Origin of the sequence: Ensifer sp. LC163 (assembly GCF_001695855.1) — a bacterium.
Taxonomy (GTDB): Bacteria; Pseudomonadota; Alphaproteobacteria; order Rhizobiales; family Rhizobiaceae; genus Ensifer.
Map to the genome: position 1 here is coordinate 446762 of NZ_MBSS01000023.1, position 21101 is coordinate 467862.

The following is a 21101-nucleotide window of genomic DNA, read 5'->3' on the forward strand; positions in this document are numbered from 1 at the left end:
CCTAAGTATTACTTCAAATATTGAAGTATATACGAAGTTTATTGTCGCCTACTGCATGTATTTTCCCGTTGTGCGCTGCGAAATTCACTGCTAGGTAATCTGTGTGATGAATAATGCTTCGCTGGTATAGGCGATGCTAATTCAGAAACTCCATCGATATGCGTTATCGTTTCTTCAGAGGGCGTTACGTGCAAGAAGTAAGACAATCCACCCTGGGGCCCCGGCTCGGTTTGAAGAAGCTGTTGCTGGCATCGGATCGCGATCGGGCGATCTTGCAGGGCAGCAATGTTGCCCATCTGGTGGACTACCTGGAAGCTGATGGTGGTTCCTTCGACACGTTGAGGGACGCGTTTCCACTCGCCGCGGTTGCCTTTTCCGACAAAGGTGAGGCGGACCTGAAGAAGGGGCTGGCGCGGCTGTCCGCCTTGCGCACGATCCCGGAGTTGGCGGTCTTGCGTCTTGACCCCGACAATGTGGCTGAGAGCTCGGCTCTCCTGCGTGCGCTGGCCGAAGACGGCGTGGGACGGCTTGCCCGTTATACGGCTTCGATCAGGTCGGAACTCGCCATGCTCAGGCGTGAGCGCGAAGAGCTCTTTGAAAACTATCGCCTTTTGGAAGACGCCTTCCACGCGCGAAACTGGGAGCCGGTTGCCGAAGTTTTTGCCCATGATCCCTTTGCCGATCCCAAGGATGAGGGTGTGGGGCAGTTGCTGAGCAGCGCCTTCATCGAACAGCTTCTGCCCGTCTCCAGTCTCGGCGTCGCCGGGTTCGCCCTTCACCTTCACTCGCTGCCGAAGGGCAGTGGCGAACTGATCGTCACTCTGACCTATCTGGAGAGTGGCGAAGGTGTTGCGGAATGGAATGTTCCCTACGTTGGCCTGGTCTCCGGTTGGAACTTCTTTTCTCTGCCGCGCGCCTGTGGCGGGGCGGCCAGAACCCTTCGTCTGCGTGTATCTGCCAGCGGCTCGGACGCGCTTGGCCTTTCGCTCGGGCACCATATCGCCAGCGAGCGATACTCGGCGCGATCGGAACACGCGCATCCTGATCTCGATCTGCGCCCGCTCGCGTTCCGGGTGTTCACGGGGCTGCCTGGGGTCAAGCCTGCGAGCACGGCGAACATGATTGCCCCCACCAGCTTGCTGGAAGGGCAATTCACCGTCGACTACAGGCTCGGGCTGGAGAAGCTCAGCCAGATCGCCGACGTTTCGGTGACCCCAATCGTCCCGGATTTTCAGACCATCCGGTTCCTGGAACATGAACATGCGATCGTCTGTCACCCTTTGCCGAGCGGTATCTCGGCCGGGGCGATCAATCGCGCCATCGAGCCTGGCACGGTCTCGTTGTCGGCAAGCGCCATTATCGATCATCCCAAAGGCGCGCCGGCGGCCGTCAGCTTTCTCTTGAGCCCGGCCGGTTCGAACGCCCGCTCGGAAGTCGCCGAACTCGCACGCAAGGGGTCGGCAAAACCTTCGACCCTGTTCAGCGGCTGGCGGGAGGTCGGTGCTCAGCAATCCATAAGCATCAGCATGCAGATGGACGAGGCGATCCGCGTTCCAATGGATCTGATCATCCTCAGCCGGGCCGTGGGTGACACCGTCGATTTTTGCTGGCTCAAGTTGTCGAGCTTCCGACTGGTAAAGCAATCGACGGAGGCCCTGAATGCCAGGTAATCCGGAGGCCGATCTCATCGCCATCGCGATGCCGCTCTACGGTCATGCGGCACTTGTCCTGGAAGCCATCGAATCCGCTCTGGCATCCGATCTCAGCACATCCCGGCTTGCGATCGTCGTATCGGTCGATGGAGACCCGTGCCACGAAACGTTCGATCAGTTGTTGCTCTACGCTGCGGCCCATCCTTTCATTCACGTGATATTCGGCCGCAATGCGGGACCAGGTGGTGCCCGCAACCGCGCCATCGACTTCATTGTCGAGCATCTGCCCGAGGCTCGGGCGGTGTATTTCCTCGATGCCGACAATCGCGTTCTGCCCCGCACGATCGAGACGCTCTACGAAAAGCTCAACAGCAGTGCTTGTGGCTGGGTCTATACCAACATCGACACGTTCTCCGTGTCTTGGCGCGCGCATTACGGCAATCAGTATTCGCGGCTGGCTCACTGCATCACGGACAATATTTGCGACACGGGATCCCTGATTTCCATCGACGTTTTCCGCGCCGGCGTGCGCTTCAGCGACGACAGGCAGAACGGATTTGAAGACTGGGAATTCTGGTTGTCCTGCATTGAGAACGGCTTTGTCGGGGTGCCATGCCACGACACGGTCTTTGAGTATCGGTTGCGGGCCGAAAGCCGTTTCAAGGAAGCCAACCGGGAACGCGCCACATCGGTGAGTTATCTGCGAAAACGCCACAAGGCTCTGTATCGACGGCCGATGCTCGTCGATTTCGAGCATGAGGAAGCCCCGCGCTATCTATTCGCCCGCACCGAAAATGCATCGATCTCGCTGTTTACCGATCCGACCAAGGCGCCGACCGTGCTTCGGCTGGATGACATCATACCGGCATTCTGGGCGAATGTCGGCGAACCCGACAATGTGCATTTCCCGCCCTTTCTCGTGGCGGGTAGCGGTTCGGCTTTCGATCTGCTGCTGCGCTCGCGCATGCTTCCAAACATTCTCGCCCATCTGGAGCGGTTGAGCGAAAACACCAATGCGTTGTTCGTGCAGCTTGCGAATGACGGTGTGAAGCGCGGGATTGAGGCGATTGCGCTGCCGGCGGGTTCGCAGAATGTCGGACCGGCTGACCTTGTTTTCCTTCCGACGCCGCTGGTCAGAGACGTGATCCAGAACAATGCGCTGGAGTGGTTCGCATCGATCGGCAACCAGCAGGTCTGGCCGACGGTGACGTTGCTGAAAGTGCGCTTTCCCTTCCCCAAAAGCCTGCCACGCCGATCGCTGATCACGCCGCAGCAGATGATGATCAATTGCATCAATGCCATTGCTTCGAGCCCCTTGCGCCATACGGCGGGCAAGCGGTGGACATGGCGTCCGTCGCGGCTGGTGCCCTATGGGGAGCTATACAGGGAGTTGCGAAGGGAGGTCGGCGGTTCACCGATCCTGCCGCTCGGCCATAGCTCCGGCAAGCGGACCGTCGCCCTCTTGGTGCCGAACGCCTCTTTCGGTGGAGCCGAGAAGGTGATTTATGCGGTCGCGCGAGAACTGAAGCGAACCGGTTTCGAGACGCATCTGTTCGTCCTCGGTAGTGCGAAGATGGATGTCATCGACGAATTCGATTCCAGCTTTGATCACATCCACTTCTGGGACGCCGGCGTTCCCGCGTGGGGTGGTTCGGGCTCGTTCCTCGGGCAGGACTTCATTGCCGAAGAGCATGGGGTCGATTGGCAGGCGTTGAAGGGCCAGCTCTCGGGTTTCGATCTGGTGATCAACAACCATGTCATGGCGGTTCATCCTCTCATTGCCCGGCTGCGCTCCGAGGGCACGCGCACGGCATGCTATCTTCACGTCGTCGACAACACCGCGTTCAAGCGCCCGGCCGGCCAACCGTTTGCCGCTATCGCCCACGAACATTGCTATGACGCGTTCCTGACCTGCTCCGAACAGTTGAAGACCTACCTGCACAGTTTCGGAGTGCCGCACGCAAAGGTCTTTGCGGTCTCCAACAGCGCGGGCTTTTCGGTCCCACCAAAAGTTCAGGCCGATGTTCTCGCCACCCGACGGCAGCCGCGCAGCGATGCGCGCTTGCATGTGCTCTACATGGGGCGGCTTGACCGCCAGAAGGGGATCGACAGGCTGGCCGCGACGCTGGCTGAGCTCAGGGCGAGGAATGTGCCATTCGAGGCGCGCGCCGTTGGCGGCGAAATCCTTGCCGACTCGAGCGTCTCATGGACCGAGCGGCTGAAGGATCTCTCTGTGGACGTCCGTCCACCGGCCTTCGCCAGCAAGGAGCTTATCAAGGCGCTCTCCTGGGCGGATGTGCTCGTCATGCCGTCGCGTTGGGAAGGCGCGCCGCTCGCCATCGCCGAGGCGCAGCAGCTCGGATGCGTTCCCATCGCCACGGCGGTTGGGGCGGTGGACGAACTCATCATCGATGGCGAAGACGGTGTCCTGATCCATGCATCGGCCGATCCCGAAGTCGTCAGGTCGATGGCTGAGGTTATCGAGGCGGTCGCCCGCGACCCGGACCAACTTGCTCCGCTGATCGAGGGCTGCATCAAGACTGCATCCCGTCGTTCGTGGACATCCTCGTTTTCGCAGTTTCTCGCGTGGTGCGATACCTGGGTCGACAATTCGTCCCAGGCAAGAACCGCCGTCTTTCCGTCGGATCCAGCGGTCGACGCTGGCATCCGGGCGGCCGGTTGAGCCCACGCCGGTTTTTCAAGCAGAAAGGTCGATTGCATGCCTGCAAGGATTCTTGTGACCGGTATTCCCGGTCACTACACGCGCCTGGTCAACGGCGCCCACGGTTTGTCCGTCTCCTATGCGGAGCGCCAGAAACAGCCGGAGACGAAAGAGGAGTTTCTGCAGGAGCTGCGCAATATCAGCAACACCGGCAACTACCTCATCGGCGAAGGGGCGCTGCGGGCGCTTTCACCCCACGCCAAGCACGTGCCGTTCTGGCATCTCTACAATTGCGCCAAGAATGGTGTCGGCCTCGAAGAATTCAACGCGAACTTCGATATCTGCGTCTTCACCTGCGCCAATCTGCTGCGCAAGGGGCTTTCGGCTGACGCGGAGGCGGATGTGCTCGAGCAACTCAAGATGCCGATCGTCATGCTCGGCATCGGGCAGCAGAACCGCAAGGACCTGGAGAACAATCTACCGGAGGGCACGAAACGGCTGCTGGCCATTCTCAAGGAGCGTGAGCACTTCTTCCTGACGCGCGGCTTCGAAACCGAAGGTTTTCTCAAGGACCAAGGCTTCAAGTTCGTGCGGCCGACGGGCTGCCCGTCCGTCTACTTCATGCCCGACAATATGCGGAAATCGCTGCGAAAGCTGCCTGAGGTCGACGTCGGCAAGGCGCGGACCATCTTCTCCGGTTACCTCGGCGGTAACCAGGATACGGTCCTGGATGCGAAGGCTCTGCCCGGGGGCAACAGCGTGCCGCAGTACGTCGTGCAGGACGAATTTCTCCACTTCGACATGAGCGTCGAGCCGAATGCGGAGGGGCGCGTCTACGACACGGCGTCGGGCACGATGGTGGGCGACCTCGCTTATCCCGGGGCCGACAGGCTCGGCAAGGCTTTCCAGGTGCGCACCTTCTTCGACACCAACCAGTGGCGAGCCTGGGCTTCGTCGATGGATTTCAATCTGGGTCGCCGTTTTCACGGCTCGATCATTGCCATGCAGGCAGCCGTGCCGAGCCTGATGGTCGCGGTGGACGACCGCATGCGCGAAATGCTCGGTTACACCGGATTGCCGGCGGTCGACATCAACGAGATCGACAGTGCCGAGAACCGCAGCGAATTCGTTGCCGGGCACCTGGCAAAGCTCAATGCATCGGAACTCGTCGACAGATATTCCGATCGCGAGCGCGCGTTCCGTTCGACCTTGCGGGAAATCGGGATCGGTCAGTAAAGCATTTCCAGGAAAAGTGCGAAGCGGTTTTCCGTCAGGAAATGCGTAAAAACAGAGAGATAGAGCGTTTCTGCCACGCCGTTTTAGACTGGAAACGCTCTGGCTGAACCCGGCATCCTCCCCAAGGCTCGTTCAAAGGACAGTTATGCGTATCTTACTTACAGGGATCCCCTCCTATCTGCAGCGCACGATCGGCTCGGTTTCCGGCCTGACGGTGCGCCACCGACCCTTCTTCGACGAGGTAACAGCGAAGAAGGACTTCCTCTCCCAGGTCAGGAGAATTGCCAATACTGGCAACTATCTGATCGGCGAAGGCGCCGCGCAGAGCCTTCGGGCGCATGACGTCACCTATGTGCCCTTCTGGCACCTCGTCAACAACCGCAACTCGGACGATCTTTACGAGCAGGCAAACCGCGAATTCGATATCTGCGTCTTTGCTTCCGCCAACCTGCTGCGGCCCGGATACTCTGCCGATCTCGAAGCCGAGGTTTTCGCCAAGCTGAAAATGCCCGTGGTGGTGATGGGCATCGGCATCCAGCGCAAGGAGGGGCTCAAGGAGTTGCTGCCGGAGGGCACGCTCAAGTTCCTGGACGTGCTCAGGAACAGGGAAAGCTTCTTTCTGACGCGGGGCTATTTTACCGCGGAATTCCTGAGAGAGCAGGGGATGAAATTCGTCAAGCCGACGGGCTGCCCCTCGCTTTATTTCGCGCCGAACGAGATGGTCCGGTCGCTCACGGCGCTCGCCAATCCGGCTTTGGCCGACGCGCAAAGGATCGCCTTCGGTGGCTACCTCGGCAGCGTGGCCGACACGATCGTCGACGCGCACGCATTGCTGGGGCCGAAGTCTGTTGCCAGCTATGTCGTCCAGGACGAGGTCATCGCCTACAATCTCGATCTGCCGGGAGACGACATGTCCCCGGTCTACGATCGTGCAAGCGGACGGATTACCGGGGCGACGCAGTACAAGCACAAGGAGAAGTGGCAGCGCGAACACGAACTTGTCGCCTTCTTCGACACCAACCAATGGCGAGGCTGGACGACGACCAGAGACATGTGCTTCGGCCGCCGGTTCCATGGCTGCATCATCGGCATGCAGGCGGGTGTGCCCGCATTGATGATTGCGGTGGACGACCGTATGCGTGAAATGCTGGAGTTCATCGGCTTTCCCTCTATCGAGGCGGCAACCTGGAACCGCGAGGCAGACAAGCGAACCTATCTCTCGAACTTCCTGTCCAAGATCGACGCAGAGGCAGCCATCGACCGCTATCAGGCCTGCGAGGCCAACTTCAGAAATGTGCTCGGTCAGATCGGCATTTGAGCGCGGACGGTCGAGTGTTGCGGCGCGCAGGGTGCTTCTTTGCGCGCTGCTTTTGCTTCTTGCCTTGGAACCGGGCTCGGCGATCGGACGGGACCGAAACCCGGCCGGTATTGTTGGAATCAATCGGGTCAACCTGGCTTGGCTGACACCGCACGAGCAGGGAAAAATCCTGGGCGACATCGCCGCAAGCGGCGTAACCCACATGCGGCTCTCCCTGTCGGCCCCGGTCGACCGGAGCATCGACGCGGTCGAAATCGCCCATGGCCTCGGGCTGAAGATCCTGCTGGAGATCCAGCTGAGCAACCCGGATTATTATGCGGATGACGTGCGCGCCCGCGCCGGCTTCGGGCGCATATGGGACATTCGCCGGCTTTCCGACCTCGACCCGGCGAGGTACCGCGAAAACCTCAAGGCGGCGCTTCGCCGGATGGACGAGGCCGGTGTCAAGCTCATGGCGGTCGAGCCTGGCAACGAGATCAACTACAGTGCCTATAATGGCGACCTGATCGTCTTTCGAAAGCCTGGTGCTTCGACGCCGCGTCGCGCCTCCGATGTTCGCAACAGCGCAGCCTTCGAGCGTGGTTTGGCAACCTATGTCGAGATTGCCAGAATTACCCGGCAGGAACTGAAGGCGACGATCCATAGCAGCGATGCGGCGGTCATTTCTGCCGGTTTGTCCGACATGAGCGCCGGGGAGGCAGATCAAAGGGGCATGGAACGCCTGGACCCGGAAGAAGTGATTTCGCTCCTTAGACGGCTCGGGCTCGACGAGCATGTCGATGCCTATGGCATTCATGTCTATCCGGGACGCAAGGCAGGGCCGAAGCTTTCCGGCTATATCAGCGAACTCCTTCGTTTCTGCGGGGCGGGGGAGAGGGGCAAGCCCTGCTGGATCACAGAGTGGGGGGTGGCAAACTCCGCCCGCTCCTGTCCGCTTGACGATCGAAAGCGCACCGATGCGGTCGCGGCGATCCGGTCCGCCTTTCGAGCCCTCATGTCGTCGGGGCGATTGACGGCCGCTTTCTACTATGACTGGGACACGCACGCTGGCTATGGCGTCTGGCGGTGCGGCCATCTCAGTTCTGCCGGGCTCAAGGCGATCGCCCCGAACTAGAGTATTTCCAGGAAAAGTGCGAAACGGTTTTCCGTCAGGAAATGCGTGAAAACAAAGAGCTAAAGCGCTTCTGCGACTCCGTCTCAACCGGAAACACTCTACAGCGCCGCGCGTCAAATATGACGCGCTAAGGACGCTGTAACACCCTAAACTTGCTGCATAATTTTCTCCTTAAATCGATTCCGATTTAAGGAATTATGCAGTAGGCCGGCGGCAGCAACTCGAAAATCTTCCGGGCGGGTGTCGTCGACAGGTCGCGCGTTTCGCAACACTTCCAACGCGGTTCTTGATACTGTAAGTTGACTTCGTCACGGGCTTCTGAATACTTCAACTTAGGATCGTGTGGGAATCTGATAGGGGGCGGGCGAGTGGATTCAGGCGGCGAACCACAGTCCACTGCATTCTCCCTGCGGACATTCGGCGGTCTGGAGCTGCTCGATGAGCGAGGGCAGGCCATCCCCTTTTCCGAAAAGGCACTGGTGATCCTTGCCTACCTCATTTCGACCGGGCGGCGGACCGCGACCAGAACGGAAGTCGCCGAACTGCTTTGGGGTAGAGGAGCGCCTTCTACGGCATTTACCAATCTTCGCCGGTTGGTCTTGCGGATCAGGAGCCGTCAATCGGAACTCGATGCGCATTTTCTTGCATTTTCCAGCCGCGAGGTCGAGCTCAAGCCATCCTTGCTCAAATGCGATGTTTCGCTGTTTGCGACGGCCGAACCTCAGGGCTCGTTCGATGAACTCAAAACGCTTGTCGACCGGCTCCGATCGGTGTTTCTGGGCGAAACCGACCTTCGCAATCCCCTGTTTGGTCACTGGGTAGCGCAGCAACGAGAGCGGCAGTCGGCCGCGCTTGAGCACGCCCTGCGCACAATGGCGTCTCTGGCCAAGACAGCCGAGCAACGCGCCGTCGTCCAGCAGGCTGCGCTTCACGTTTTCCTGACGGACTCAAACGACCAGATCGCGCGAAAATTCCTGCTGCAGGCCTACGATGTGCAGGGAGAGGTCGATCATCTTCGACGCACGTTTGAACGGCGCAACGAGATGCTCTCATCCTGGATGAAGGAGAAGCGTCAATCGGTCAAGATCGCCGCCCGCCCAGCAACCGTGGAGGCGATCAATCCGGCCGGACTGGATGAACCTCCAACACCTTGCCTGCCGCGCCTGGCATTGCTGCCACCCAGTAACTACAGCCGCGAACCCGCCGCCGCGATGATCGTGACCTCGCTTCTGGAGGACATCACCATCGGCTTCTGTGTGCTGAACAGCGTTCAGGTGCTAGCACCTTATTCGGCTTTGCAGATAAGCCGCAAGACCGAAGGCCAGCTGGCGATGCTTGAACATCATGGCCTGACCTATGTGCTCGAGACGCGGTTGAGCGGCGTGGATGAGGAACTTTCCTTGTTCTTGCAGCTTGTGTTTCTCCCGACCAGCGAGATCGTTTGGGCCGAGCGGCTCAGCCTCGATGGCGCGCGTTTTGCGCAGAACAGACGCGACATATCCGGGCGCCTGGCCCTCTCGGTGGCAAGCGAAATCGAGCGACACAGGATCACGCGATCCAATTTCGATCGGAATCCGGCCGCCTATCACCGCTATCTTCTGGGACGGCAGTTCTTCGACCGCTTGACGCTGCCCAATTTGCATCGCGCCCGAAAGGAGATGAAGGCGGTTTTGCAGGAAAGCGCCAATTTCGCGCCGGCTCTGAGTTCACTTGCACGAACCTATTCGGAAGAATGGATCCTCACAGCGCGAGGCGAGGCAGATTTGCTGAAGTCGGCGGAAACCTATGCCTTGCAGGCCATTGAGACGAGGAGCGACATGGCGGATGGTTACCGCGAGCTTGGCGTAGCAAAGCTGCTGCAGGGCGCTCTCGACGAGAGTGTCGAAACCCTGCAGTTGGCGGAGACGCTTAGTCCGCATTATGCGGATATCATCGCGGACCATGCCGACGCCCTGGCCCATTGTTCGCGTCTGGATACGGCGTGTCAGACGATCGAGCGCGCCATTGAACTCAACCCCATAAGCCCGGATTCGTACCTGTGGACGGCGGCGGGCGCCTGTTACGGCCTCGGGCGTTTCGAGGCAACCCTGGGCTACATTGATCGAATGGCAGATGGCAGCCTCGCCGACCGGCTGGCGGCCGCGAGCTGGGCCATGCTCGGCCATCGCGACAAGGCACAAACGTTCGTTGCGAGGACGCGCCAGACCCATCCTGAATTTGACGTGGACAACTGGTTGTCCATCGTGCCGATTAAGGAAAATTGGCACAAAGACATCTATCGTGAAGGTCTCAAGAAGGCAGGCTTCTGAGAATGGAAACCAGAGGGGAAGTATGCATGGCAAAAGTCGCTATCTTAGGCCTCGTCGGCGAGGAGGGGCTTTACATTGTTGACCTGGAGGCGGGGACGGTTGCACCGATGACGGTGCCGGTCAAAGGCGCCTTGCAGGCCGTCGTTGACCTTCAGAAAGCCGGAGGCTCGGTTATCAAAGGCGTCAGCGTCGCGATTTCCGTGAAGTCGGCCGAGGATATCTCGAACGGCCGGTTCGACGGGTAAACCGGTTCAGGCGGATGCGTTCACCGCATCTCATGACGGTGCGGAAGGCCGCAGTGGGCAATGGCGCGAGTATTGCCCGCTGCGTTCATGGCGGAAAGCCTATTCTATCGGGAGGTGGTGCACGATCCCTCTGGTGGCGTGCTATATCGCGCTAAGGCCGGCGTTCGACGCCATCGGCTCTTGCCCAGACGTCCTGCGCCCACGCATCGGAGAACAAGGCTGAAGCCAAGCCATCGACTTCAGCCCCGTCGTTTATTCCTGGCCGATAGCCTCCGCCCATTCCTCACAGAACGCTTTGAGCATTTGGTCCGTGAATGGTTTCGTGAGGGATGAGATGGCGGTTCTCTCCTCGGTTCGGTCCGAATGGACAACCTACTGAAAGCTCACATCTAGGCGACCTTGCTCCGGCCACCGTATCCTTTTGTCTGGGCCCGGCTGGCAAGTCCCCGGGTGAAGTCGACACATTCCCGTGCCGCATGCCAGTAACGCGGGTCGAGCTCGATATTGAAGACAACACCTTCAGGAAACACGCACTCCTCAAGGAGCTGCGTCCAGGGAATGTCGCCCCATCCGACCGGCAGATGCAGGTCGCCGTTTCCGTAGGCCAGTCGCTCGCCTTGGGTGTAGACCCAGAGATCGTCTTGCCGGCCGAAGCTGTCGTGAACGTGCAGGTGACGGGCCACCGGCGCCAGTGCCGCAATCTCCTCCACGAAGCTTTCCCTGCGCCCATCGGCATCCAGCTTGATATAGCTGTGGCTGAAATCGATCGTCGCCATGATGTGAGGATGATCGACGATCGCGATCTCCTCCGCCAGCCGTTTCGGGCTGGAGGCGTGCTTCCAGCCGTCGTATTCGAACAGGGTTTCGACGCAGATGATCAGGTTGCGCTCGCGGGCAAGCTCAGCCGCTCGGGTCAGCAGTTCCCGTTGGCGGGCGTAGGCGTCGCCGAGCTTCGCCGGCTCGGTTTCATGTGTCAGGCCGGAATGAAGGACATAGTGAAGGGCGCCAACGGCCTGCGCGACGTCGAGCGATGCTTCAAGCACCTCAAGATGGCGAGGCGCGCGCGCGGGCTCATCCATGAGGTTGATCGCCAACGGACCGTGCACGGAATAGGCTACCGACCGCCCGGCACAGGCGTTTTGCAAGGTTGCGAGTTGGGGCGCCCTGATACGTCCGCCGATCACGAGGTCGTAGTCGAAGGTCGGCAGTTCGATGAGATCGACGCCCAATGCTTCGATCTTGTCGAGCTCGTCGCCAAGGTCCGACAGGTCTCCGGCCCGGTTTCTTGCCGATATGCCGACAGCGAAAGCACCGTGTTTCAACGATCATTCTCCATTATGTCTAAGTGACAGCGATTTGCGCGTCGCGGCCGCCAGGGCTTTGACGCGGTTTCATGAGCGAATGCGGTGCCGACTAACGTCCCGCCCCCGGGGTGCTGCGTTTGCGGTGCCGTACGACTTCCCAGAGCACCGCACCGATAACGGTGGCCACCATCATCATGAGACCGAGCGCATTGATGACCGGGGTCAGGCCTGCGCGAACCTTCGACGCGATGAAGATCGTAAGCGGTGTCTCGGTTCCACGAACGAACAGTGTGGTGTTGTAGTTCTCGAACGATTGCAGCAATGCGATGAAGCAGGCGCCGACGAGCGCCGGCCGCAGGAAGGGCAGCAAGATCCGGCGAAACACATAGACGCGGGACGCGCCGAGCCCGAGTGCCGCGTCTTCCATCGTTCTGTCGAAGCGCTGCAGCCGCGCGGCCACCATCAGCATGACGAACGAGATGATGAAGCTAGACTGGGCGAGAATGCTGAGGGCGACGCCGCCGCCAACGCCCACCTTGCGCCAGAACAACAGCGTGGCGATGCCGATGACGACGCCAGGCGTGAGCAAGGGCGATACCATCATGGCATAGAGGACGCTGCGGGCGCGGCCATGCAGGCTCGTCAGCACCAGGGCGGCGGCCGTTCCGACAGGCAGCGAAATGGCGATGACGCCGGCGGCGATCACCGCGGAACTGCCGAGTGCCTTCAGTATTTCGCCGTCGCGAAACAGCGCAGCGATCCACATGTCCGTCGTCCCGAGCCAGGGAACGATCGTGGGGAAGCTGCTCCTGTTGAACGTTGCTGCTGCCAGGATCAGGAGTGGAAGGAGAAGATAGGTGAGGAAGAACACGAAGTAGAGGCGAAAGGCGAGACGCGGCAGCACGTCCGGCAAACGAGACGCTAAGAACCGATGACGAAGCGGAGATGCAGGCTTGTGTGAATTGGCGGTCGCTATGGGCATATCAGTCATTTGACCGCACTCGTAAGATTGACTTGGAACAACCGCAGCATCCCGAGCACCGCGACAAGGCAAAGCACGAGCAGCGTGACGCCATAGGCGGCGCCGCGGTTCCAGTTTCCGCTTTCGAAGAACCAATCGTAGATCAGCTGCGTGAACCATCGGCTGCCCGGCGCGCCGAGCAGCGCCGGCGCCATGTAGCTTCCGGCGGCCAGCATGAATGTGAAGACGCAACCCGTCGCGATGCCCACCTTGGCATGGGGAAGAACGACCCGGCGATGGATGCGCAATGTCCCGGCGCCAAGGTCGCGGGCCGCGTCGATTTGCGCGTGATCGAGCGTGCTGACGGAGTTGTAGATCGGCAAGAGCATGAACAGCAGATAAGCGTAGGCCATGCCGGCCAGGACGCCGCCGTCGCCATACCACCGGACGGGTTCGCTGAGCAGTCCGAGATGGACAAGCGCCGCATTCAGCGGGCCGTCGAAGGCCAGGATGATGTACCATGCAAGCCCGCGCAGGACCTCGTTCATCAGGTAGGGTACGGTCAAAAGCACAAGCAGAGCGGACGTCTGCCTTGGTGTGGAAACCTGTCCCAGCCAATAGGCGAGGGGATAGCAGATCAGGAACGTCAGCACGGTCACGAGCGCGCTCGACCAGATCGTCTTCAGGAAGATCCAGCCATGCGACGGGTGGTTCCACAGGTAGAGGAAGTTATCGAACGAATAGCCATCCTTCGGCCCGCCGAGTTGCGTTGCAGGCAGGTTCGGTCGAAGGGCGAAGTCGAGCATGGTCAGGTTGGGAACGAGGACGAGGCCGGCCAGCCAAAGCAGTACGAGCAAAATGAAGCAGGCTCCGAGAGGCCTACCGAAGCGCTGGGTGATCTCATTCATGGGCGAGAACGACCGCGTCTTGCCGAGAAAAGCCGGCCACAAAGGACTTGCCGATGTCGGGTGCCTGGCCGAGGTGCTGATGCGGGATTGCCAGCTGGACGCTGAGCGGATCGCTGTCATGCGGAACGACCGCATGCGCCGTGGCGAAGGCGCCTTCGAAGTCGAAGCGCTTGGATATGGCGACCAGACGGTTTTCGGTTTCCTGCCGATCGACCGAAAGCGATTCCGGGCGAACATACAGTCGTGCTTTCATCTGCGGCCGAAGGGTCGCGCTGCGCCGTCCGACAAAGCGCCCATGTGCGCCTTCAAGAACCGCGTAGTCGCCGAAGGTGTCGATGACGGTCCCGGACATGATGTTGTTCTCGCCGACGAATTCGGCGACGAATGCGGTCGCGGGGTTGGTATAGAGTTCAAGCGGCTCGCCCACTTGCTGCAATTCGCCGGCACTCATCACCGCAACGCGGTCGGACATCGCCAGCGCCTCCGATTGATCGTGGGTGATGTAGATGAAGGTGACGCCGGTGCGCTTCTGGAGTTCGCGAAGTTCGGCGCGCATCCGCTGCCGTAGCTTGAGGTCCAGCGCAGATAGCGGCTCATCGAGAAGCAGCACCTTGGGCTCGATCGCCAGTGCGCGGGCGATAGCAACACGCTGTCTTTGTCCGCCTGACAGTTCGTGCGGCATGCGCTCGCCGTAGCCAGGCAGCGCGATAAGCTCCAGCAAGCGTTCGGCTTCCTGGCGTCGGCGGGCCTTGCTCATGCCGCGCACTTCCAGGCCGAACGCGATGTTTTCCCACACCGGCATGAGCGGGAAGAGCGCCAGGGACTGGAAGATCATCGCCGTCGAGCGGCGGTTGGCCGGAACATCGCGCATGTCCTGGCCGTCGATCAGGATCTTGCCCGAGGTCGGCTGGAGGAAGCCCGATATCATCCGCAAGAGCGTGGTCTTGCCGCAGCCCGACGGGCCGAGGATCGAAAAGAACTCCCCCGACCTTACTTCGAGGGACATGCGCCGGATCGCCAGGCTGGCGGCAAAGCGCATTTCGACATCAAGCAGGCTGACGGTATTGGTCATGGCATCAAATATTCCTGGGAATGAGGGGATGGGCGACGCTCGCCTTCAAGGCTTGCGCCGCCAATCGTATGTGCGTCGCGCTCGCGCGCGCTGCCTGACGGAAAAGCGTCAGGCGCTGAGGAAACGGTCCTGGTATTCGGTGCGCAGTTCCACGAACCAGCTTTCCTGCACTGGCCACCACCACAACTTTTCGAGCGCGTCGCCCGGATAGGCCGTTTCGAAGAAGGCCTTGGCGTCGGCAGGCAGCAGCGCTTCTGCACCCTTGGCGGTCGTGTTGACCTTGGCATGGCTGGCGTACATGGCGCCCGCTTCGGGCGTCAGCATCCAGTTGATGAACGCGTAGGCCTGATCGATGTTTTTTGCGCCGACCGGAAGGGAGATGCCCTCCATCCACGCAAGCGCGCCTTCCTTCGGTGCGATATAGCCGATGGGCATGCCTTCCTGCTTCAGGCCGGCCGCCGTCGAATCCCACGTCTGCCCGAGGATGCAGCCGTTGGTGCGGAAGGCACCTTGCGCCTCGTTCTGGCTCGACCAGAACTGTGCAACATTCGCCTTGCGGGCGAGTGCTTCTTCAAGAACCACATCGTAGTTGGCACGCATCGCTTCCGGATCTTTGAAGCTGTCCAGGAAAGGCTTTGGGAGCTTGCCTTCCTGTTCGAGCCACAGCGCCAGGCCGACAAGGGCCGAATGCCCGCGGACCGTGACCTTGCCGGCCATCTCCGGCTTCCACAGATCGCTATAGGAGGCGGTGCCGTATTGCAGCGGCGCCTTTTCCGTGTCGAACGCGATGGCCTCCGTGCCCCAATCGGTCGGCACCTGATAGCGCTTTCCGTCGACCACTGCGCCGAGTGTCTCCGAACTCTTCACCGCGCTTTCGATGCAACGGTCCCATTCGACCCGCTTTTCGTCGATCGGCTGAACGAGCGAGGCTTCGACATAGTTCGGAACACGGTCGAGCGCTGGCCAGATCACATCGAACCCCTCGCCCTGATTGACCTTCATCAGGCTGAGGATTTCATCGTTGGTGCCGTAAGGCGTGTAGCTTGCCTTGATGCCGGTCGCCTTCTCAAATGCCGCGAGCATTTCCGGCGAAATATAGCCGGCCCATGCGCTGATCCGCAGTTCACCGGAACTTGCTTGGGCCGAGGCACTGCGCGCGACGAACGGCGCGCACACCAGCGAGGCAAGTGCGCCGCTCAGAACTGTTCGCCGCTTCATGTGGAAGGAATGTCTCGTTGTCGCCGGTTTATTTTGTACCATGGTGGCACGCTCCTGAATTTGGGTCTCATCCGGCAGAGGCGGGATGAATTTACAGGCGGCGCCTAGCACCCCGATGTAACAGCGAGACGACAGGGGAGGCATGGGACCTGATACCGACAGGCACCCGAAGGAGGCGGAACGCCGCTTCCATGTCTGTTGCCGGAATCGCGCCGCCAATTGGCCGTTTCGCGCGAAGAAGCGCTGTCGGCGCGTCAACAGTTGCGCAGGCGGCGCACCTTGACTTGCTGGCGCCGAGCAATAGACTCCAGCACACGAAGTATCGGGAAAGGGAGGCCATCTATGAACATAGACCTCTCGCGGCGCAGCTTTCTGAAGCTGGCCGGAGCGGGTGTCGTGGCAACTTCCGTCGGAGCAATGGGCTTCGGCGAATCCGAGGCGGCGGAAATCGCGCATGTGCGTGCTTTCAAGCTGAAGACCACGACCGAGACCCGCAACACCTGCCCGTACTGTTCCGTTGCCTGCGGCGTCATCATCTATTCGAAGGGCGATTCTCGAAAAGGCGAGACGGCGGACATCGTCCATATCGAAGGCGACGCTGATCACCCCACGAACCGCGGGACGCTTTGTCCCAAGGGGGCGGCGCTCAAGGACTTCGTCAAATCGCCGACCCGCCTCCAACATCCGATGCTGCGCAAGCCCGGTTCCGACACCTTCGAGCGGATCTCCTGGGACGATGCTCTCGATCGGATTGCCCGCCTGATGAAGGACGATCGCGATGCGAACCTGCTTGCGGCCAACGCCAAGGGCATACCGGTCAACCGCTGGACGACCGTCGGCATGCTGGCGGCATCTGCAACAACCAATGAAACGGCCTGGGCGACCTTCAAGTTCGCCAAGAGCCTGGGAATAGTCGGTTTCGATAATCAGGCACGCGTCTGACACGGCCCTACGGTGGCGAGTCTCGCCCCAACATTTGGCCGTGGAGCAATGACCAACTCCTGGACCGACATCAAGAACACCGACCTCGTCGTCGTCATGGGCGGCAATGCGGCCGAAGCCCATCCCTGTGGCTTTAAATGGGTCACGGAAGCCAAGGCTCATCGCGGCGCGAAGCTGATCGTCGTCGATCCGCGCTACACCCGTACCGCATCGGTCTCGGACTACTACGCGCCCATTCGCCAGGGAACCGACATCGCGTTCCTGAACGGCGTCATGAAGTATTGCATCGACAACGACAGGGTGCAGTGGGAGTACACGAAGGCCTTCACCAACGCAGCCTACCTGGTGAAGGATGGCTTCGGCTACAAGGACGGCCTCTTCACCGGCTACGATGCGGAGAAGCGCGACTACGACCGTTCGACCTGGGACTATGTGATCGGCGACGACGGCTTCGTCGTGACCGACCCGACGCTGCAGCACCCCCGCTGTGTGTGGAACCTGCTCAAGGAGCATCTGGCGCCCTACACGCCTGAAATGGTCGAGCGCATCTGCGGCACGCCGAAGGAGAAATTTCTGAGGGTTGCCGAGATGATCTCGGAGTGTTCGACGCCGACAAAGACGATGACGTCGATGTATGCCCTGGGCTGGACCCAGCATTCGCACGGCTCGCAGAACATCCGCGCCATGGCGATGCTGCAACTGATCCTCGGCAATATCGGCGTGCGCGGCGGCGGTATGAACGCCCTTCGCGGCCACTCCAACATCCAGGGCCTGACCGATCTCGGCCTCATGTCGCACCTGCTCACCGGCTACCTGACGGCGCCGACCGAGAAGGACGAGGACTTCGAAACCTACATGTCGACGCGGCAGTTCAAGCCGCTTCGGCCGGGCCAGACAAGCTACTGGCAGAACTACCGCAAGTTCATGGTCTCGTTCCAGAAGGCCATGTGGGGCGACGCCGCGCGGGCCGACAACGACTGGGCCTTCAACTACCTCGCCAAGCTCGATGTGCCGTCCTACGACGTGCTGCGCGTGTTCGAGCTGATGCATGCCGGCAAGGTCAACGGTTATCTCTGTCAGGGCTTCAACCCGCTGCTCGCCTTCCCCAACCGTGCCAAGAACACCAAGGCTCTCTCGAACCTGAAGTGGCTTGTCACCATGGATCCGCTGGAAACGGAGACGGCGCGGTTCTGGGAAAACCACGGCGATTTCAACCCGGTCGATACGGCCTCGATCCAGACCGAAGTCATTCAGCTGCCGACGACCTGTTTTGCCGAGGAGGATGGGTCGCTGACGAATTCCGGCCGCTGGCTGCAGTGGCACTGGGCTGGCGGGACGCCGCCGGGCGAAGCCAAGCACGATACCTATATCATCGCCCAGATTTTCCTGCGGATGCGCGAACTCTACCGCACGGAGGGTGGCGCCTTCCCCGACCCGATCCTCAACCTGTCATGGGACTATGCCGACGAGAACGAGCCGACGGCCGAAGAACTCGCCAGGGAGATCAACGGGCGAGCATTGAGCGATGTCATGGACCCGGCCGATCCCACCAAGGTTCTCGTGCCGGCCGGAAAGCAGGTGGTGAACTTCTCGCAGCTTCGCGACGACGGCTCGACCATGTCCGGCTGCTGGATCTATTCCGGCTGTTTTAACGAGCAGGGCAACAACATGGCTCGCCGGGACAATCACGACCCCGACGACACCGGAACCTATCTCGGCTGGACCTTTGCCTGGCCGCTCAACCGCCGCACGCTCTACAACCGCGCCTCGGCGGACCTGGAGGGTAAGCCCTGGGATCCGAGCCGCAAGCTGCTCGAATGGGACGGTGCCAAGTGGACAGGCTATGACATTCCCGACATTGCGCCGACGGCCAAGCCCGGAGATGTCGGCCCGTTCATCATGAACCAGGAGGGCACCGCGCGTCTGTTCACCCGCGGAATGATGCGCGATGGCCCGTTCCCCGCGCATATGGAGCCGTTCGAATCGCCGGTTGCCAACGTCTTCAATCTGAAGATGCGCGGCAATCCGGTCAGCCGCATTTTCGAAGATGACGCCAAGCAGCTGGGGCTTTCGGACGAGTTCCCCTATGCGGCCACATCCTACCGGCTCACCGAGCATTTCCACTTCTGGACCAAGCACAACCGCGTCAACGCGGCGCTGCAGCCGGAGTTCTTCGTGGAGATTTCCGAGGAACTGGCGCAGGAGCGGGGCATAACCAATGGCGGCTGGGTCCGGGTCTGGTCGAAGCGCGGCGAGGTCAAGGCCAAGGCAGTGGTGACCAAACGCATCCGGCCGCTCATCTGCGACGGCAAGCCGGTTCACGTGGTCGGCATCCCCTTGCATTGGGGGTTCACCGGTTCTGCGAAAAAGGGTTTCGGCCCCAATTCGCTGGTTCCCTTCGTCGGCGATGCCAACATCGAGACGCCTGAGTCCAAGGCTTTCCTCGTCAATATCGAGCCTTCGACGCCGCCAAAGGACAAGGAGGGCATAGCGTGATGGATAGCCCGCGCACCGCCGTCAGCAACCCGCCGGTCCAGCCGATGGAGAGCAACCTCACGCAGCGCGATCTCGTTCGCCGCTCCGCCACGAGCGAGCTGCCGCCGCCGGACCGGCAGCTGACGCCGGTCGCCAAGCTGATCGACGTTTCCAAATGCATCGGCTGCAAGGCCTGTCAGTCGGCCTGCATCGAGTGGAACGACACGTTTCCGGATATCGAGGAGAATGTCGGGGTCTATACGAACCCGCATGACCTGACCGAAAACATGTTCACGCTGATGCGGTTTACCGAATGGGTGAACCCGGAGACGGACAATCTGGAATGGCTGATCCGCAAGGACGGCTGCATGCACTGCGCCGATCCGGGCTGTCTCAAGGCCTGCCCCTCACCGGGCGCGATCGTGCAATATTCCAACGGCATCGTCGACTTCATCCATGAAAACTGCATCGGTTGCGGCTACTGTGTGAAGGGCTGTCCGTTCAACATTCCCCGCATTTCGAAGGTCGATCACCGCGCCTACAAATGCACGCTCTGTTCCGACCGCGTCGCGATGGGGCAGGGGCCGGCCTGTGCCAAGGCCTGTCCGACGCAAGCGATCGTGTTCGGCACGAAGGACGACATGAAGAAACATGCGGACGAGCGCATCGCCGATCTCAAGTCGCGCGGATACGCCAATGCCGGCCTCTACGATCCGCCCGGCGTCGGCGGGACCCATGTCATGTATGTCCTGCATCACAACGACAAGCCGCATATCTATGCCGACCTGCCGGATGACCCGAAGATTTCCGCTGTCATCGAGGTGTGGAAGGGCGTGACCAAATATACCGGCCTTGCGGCGATGGGGCTGGCGGCTGCGGGCGCGATCCTGCACGGCCTGTTCGGCAAGGCGAACCGGGTCGAGCCTGAGGACGAGGTCAGTGCCGAAAAGCTCGTCGAGGAAGCCGAGGATCTCAGGGAGGGCGCCTGATGCCCAGGTCGAACGATGTGCAGCCCGAAGACACGATCCATCGCGGCCCGCCGGTAACAGTCGGTCGTTACGGACCCGGCAAGCGCCTCAACCATTGGATTACGGCTTCCTGTCTGATCCTGCTTCTGCTGTCCGGCCTCTCCATGTTCCATCCGTCCCTGTTCTTCCTGACGGATCTGTTCGGCGGCGGCCAGAACACGCGCATGCTGCATCCCTGGATCGGGGTCGTTCTGTTCCTGAGTTTTTTCATTTTCTTCGCGCAGCTCTGGCGAGCCAACCTGCCGAACAGGACCGACGCGCAGTGGGTCTCGCAGATCGGCGACGTGGTCAACGGTCATGAGGAACGGCTGCCGGAGATCGGCAAGTACAATGCCGGACAGAAGTTCATCTTCTGGGGCATGGCGTTCTTCATCATCGTGCTGATCGTCAGCGGCATCATCATCTGGGAGCAGTATTTCGGCGAGGCAACGCCCATCGACGTCAGGCGCATTGCTGTGCTGACCCATTCCGTTTCTGCGGTGCTGATCATCCTGCTCTTCATCCTGCATGTCTACGCCGCGATCTGGACCCGCGGTACGCTGCGGGCGATGACGCGGGGCTCGGTCACCGGCGGCTGGGCCTGGCGCCACCATCGCAAGTGGCTGAAGGAACTTGCTGGACGGGGCCGGATCGATCCGGCAGAATAACGACAAAACA

General features: G+C 60.7%; 15 protein-coding genes. 10 read left to right on the forward strand and 5 right to left on the reverse strand.

Going from position 1 to position 21101, the window contains the following annotated elements; translation table 11 throughout:
* Positions 1-188 precede the first annotated feature (188 nt).
* From BC360_RS20235 to BC360_RS20265, 7 genes are all read left to right on the forward strand, one after another.
* Complete coding sequence (locus tag BC360_RS20235; protein ID WP_065796755.1) at positions 189-1670, forward strand: DUF6212 domain-containing protein; 1482 nt, start codon at positions 189-191, stop codon at positions 1668-1670.
* Positions 1660-4335: a glycosyltransferase gene (locus BC360_RS20240; RefSeq protein WP_065796667.1), complete on the forward strand. Its 2676-nt coding sequence runs from the start codon at positions 1660-1662 to the stop codon at positions 4333-4335. The genes BC360_RS20235 and BC360_RS20240 overlap by 11 nt, the downstream gene beginning before the upstream one ends.
* A gap of 36 nt (positions 4336-4371) precedes the next feature.
* Positions 4372-5550, forward strand: a complete 1179-nt coding sequence (locus BC360_RS20245; RefSeq protein WP_065785191.1) for a polysaccharide pyruvyl transferase family protein — start codon at positions 4372-4374, stop codon at positions 5548-5550.
* Positions 5551-5695: 145 nt separating this feature from the next.
* Positions 5696-6868 (forward strand): polysaccharide pyruvyl transferase family protein, encoded by a 1173-nt coding sequence (locus tag BC360_RS20250; protein ID WP_065796668.1) that lies wholly within the window; start codon positions 5696-5698, stop codon positions 6866-6868.
* A gap of 31 nt (positions 6869-6899) precedes the next feature.
* Positions 6900-7982: a glycoside hydrolase gene (locus BC360_RS20255; protein WP_065796669.1), complete on the forward strand. Its 1083-nt coding sequence runs from the start codon at positions 6900-6902 to the stop codon at positions 7980-7982.
* 368 nt (positions 7983-8350) lie between these two features.
* Positions 8351-10291 carry a hypothetical protein gene (locus BC360_RS20260; RefSeq protein WP_065796670.1) on the forward strand — a complete coding sequence of 647 codons (1941 nt, stop codon included), beginning with the start codon at positions 8351-8353 and terminating at the stop codon, positions 10289-10291.
* 26 nt (positions 10292-10317) lie between these two features.
* Positions 10318-10536, forward strand: a complete 219-nt coding sequence (locus tag BC360_RS20265) for a hypothetical protein (RefSeq protein WP_065785194.1) — start codon at positions 10318-10320, stop codon at positions 10534-10536.
* A gap of 389 nt (positions 10537-10925) precedes the next feature.
* On the opposite strand, the gene BC360_RS20270 is transcribed toward BC360_RS20265, so the two are convergent.
* The 5 genes from BC360_RS20270 to BC360_RS20290 all read right to left on the reverse strand — a co-directional run bounded on the left by BC360_RS20270 (position 10926) and on the right by BC360_RS20290 (position 16041).
* Positions 10926-11858: a sugar phosphate isomerase/epimerase family protein gene (locus tag BC360_RS20270; RefSeq protein ID WP_065796671.1), complete on the reverse strand. Its 933-nt coding sequence runs from the start codon at positions 11856-11858 to the stop codon at positions 10926-10928.
* A gap of 91 nt (positions 11859-11949) precedes the next feature.
* On the reverse strand, positions 11950-12744 hold the full coding sequence (locus BC360_RS20275; protein ID WP_244512809.1) for an ABC transporter permease: 795 nt from the start codon (positions 12742-12744) through the stop codon (positions 11950-11952).
* Between the two features lie 83 nt (positions 12745-12827).
* The gene (locus BC360_RS20280) at positions 12828-13658 is read right to left on the reverse strand and encodes an ABC transporter permease (RefSeq protein ID WP_244512799.1); all 831 of its coding nucleotides are present in this window, start codon (positions 13656-13658) and stop codon (positions 12828-12830) included.
* Positions 13659-13701: 43 nt separating this feature from the next.
* On the reverse strand, positions 13702-14781 hold the full coding sequence (locus BC360_RS20285; RefSeq protein WP_065785198.1) for an ABC transporter ATP-binding protein: 1080 nt from the start codon (positions 14779-14781) through the stop codon (positions 13702-13704).
* 108 nt (positions 14782-14889) lie between these two features.
* Entirely contained in the window at positions 14890-16041 is a 1152-nt protein-coding gene (locus BC360_RS20290; protein ID WP_065796673.1) for an extracellular solute-binding protein, read from the reverse strand.
* A 300-nt stretch (positions 16042-16341) separates the two neighbouring features.
* On the opposite strand from BC360_RS20290, the gene fdnG reads away from it, so the two are divergent.
* The 3 genes from fdnG to BC360_RS20310 are packed head-to-tail and all read left to right on the forward strand — an operon-like array spanning position 16342 to position 21091.
* Positions 16342-19437: a formate dehydrogenase-N subunit alpha gene (gene fdnG / locus BC360_RS20300; protein ID WP_139110121.1), complete on the forward strand. Its 3096-nt coding sequence runs from the start codon at positions 16342-16344 to the stop codon at positions 19435-19437.
* Complete coding sequence (fdxH, locus tag BC360_RS20305) at positions 19437-20405, forward strand: formate dehydrogenase subunit beta (RefSeq protein WP_413813757.1); 969 nt, start codon at positions 19437-19439, stop codon at positions 20403-20405. The genes fdnG and fdxH overlap by 1 nt, the downstream gene beginning before the upstream one ends.
* Positions 20405-21091 (forward strand): formate dehydrogenase subunit gamma, encoded by a 687-nt coding sequence (locus BC360_RS20310; RefSeq protein ID WP_065796676.1) that lies wholly within the window; start codon positions 20405-20407, stop codon positions 21089-21091. The genes fdxH and BC360_RS20310 overlap by 1 nt, the downstream gene beginning before the upstream one ends.
* Positions 21092-21101: the final 10 nt, after the last annotated feature.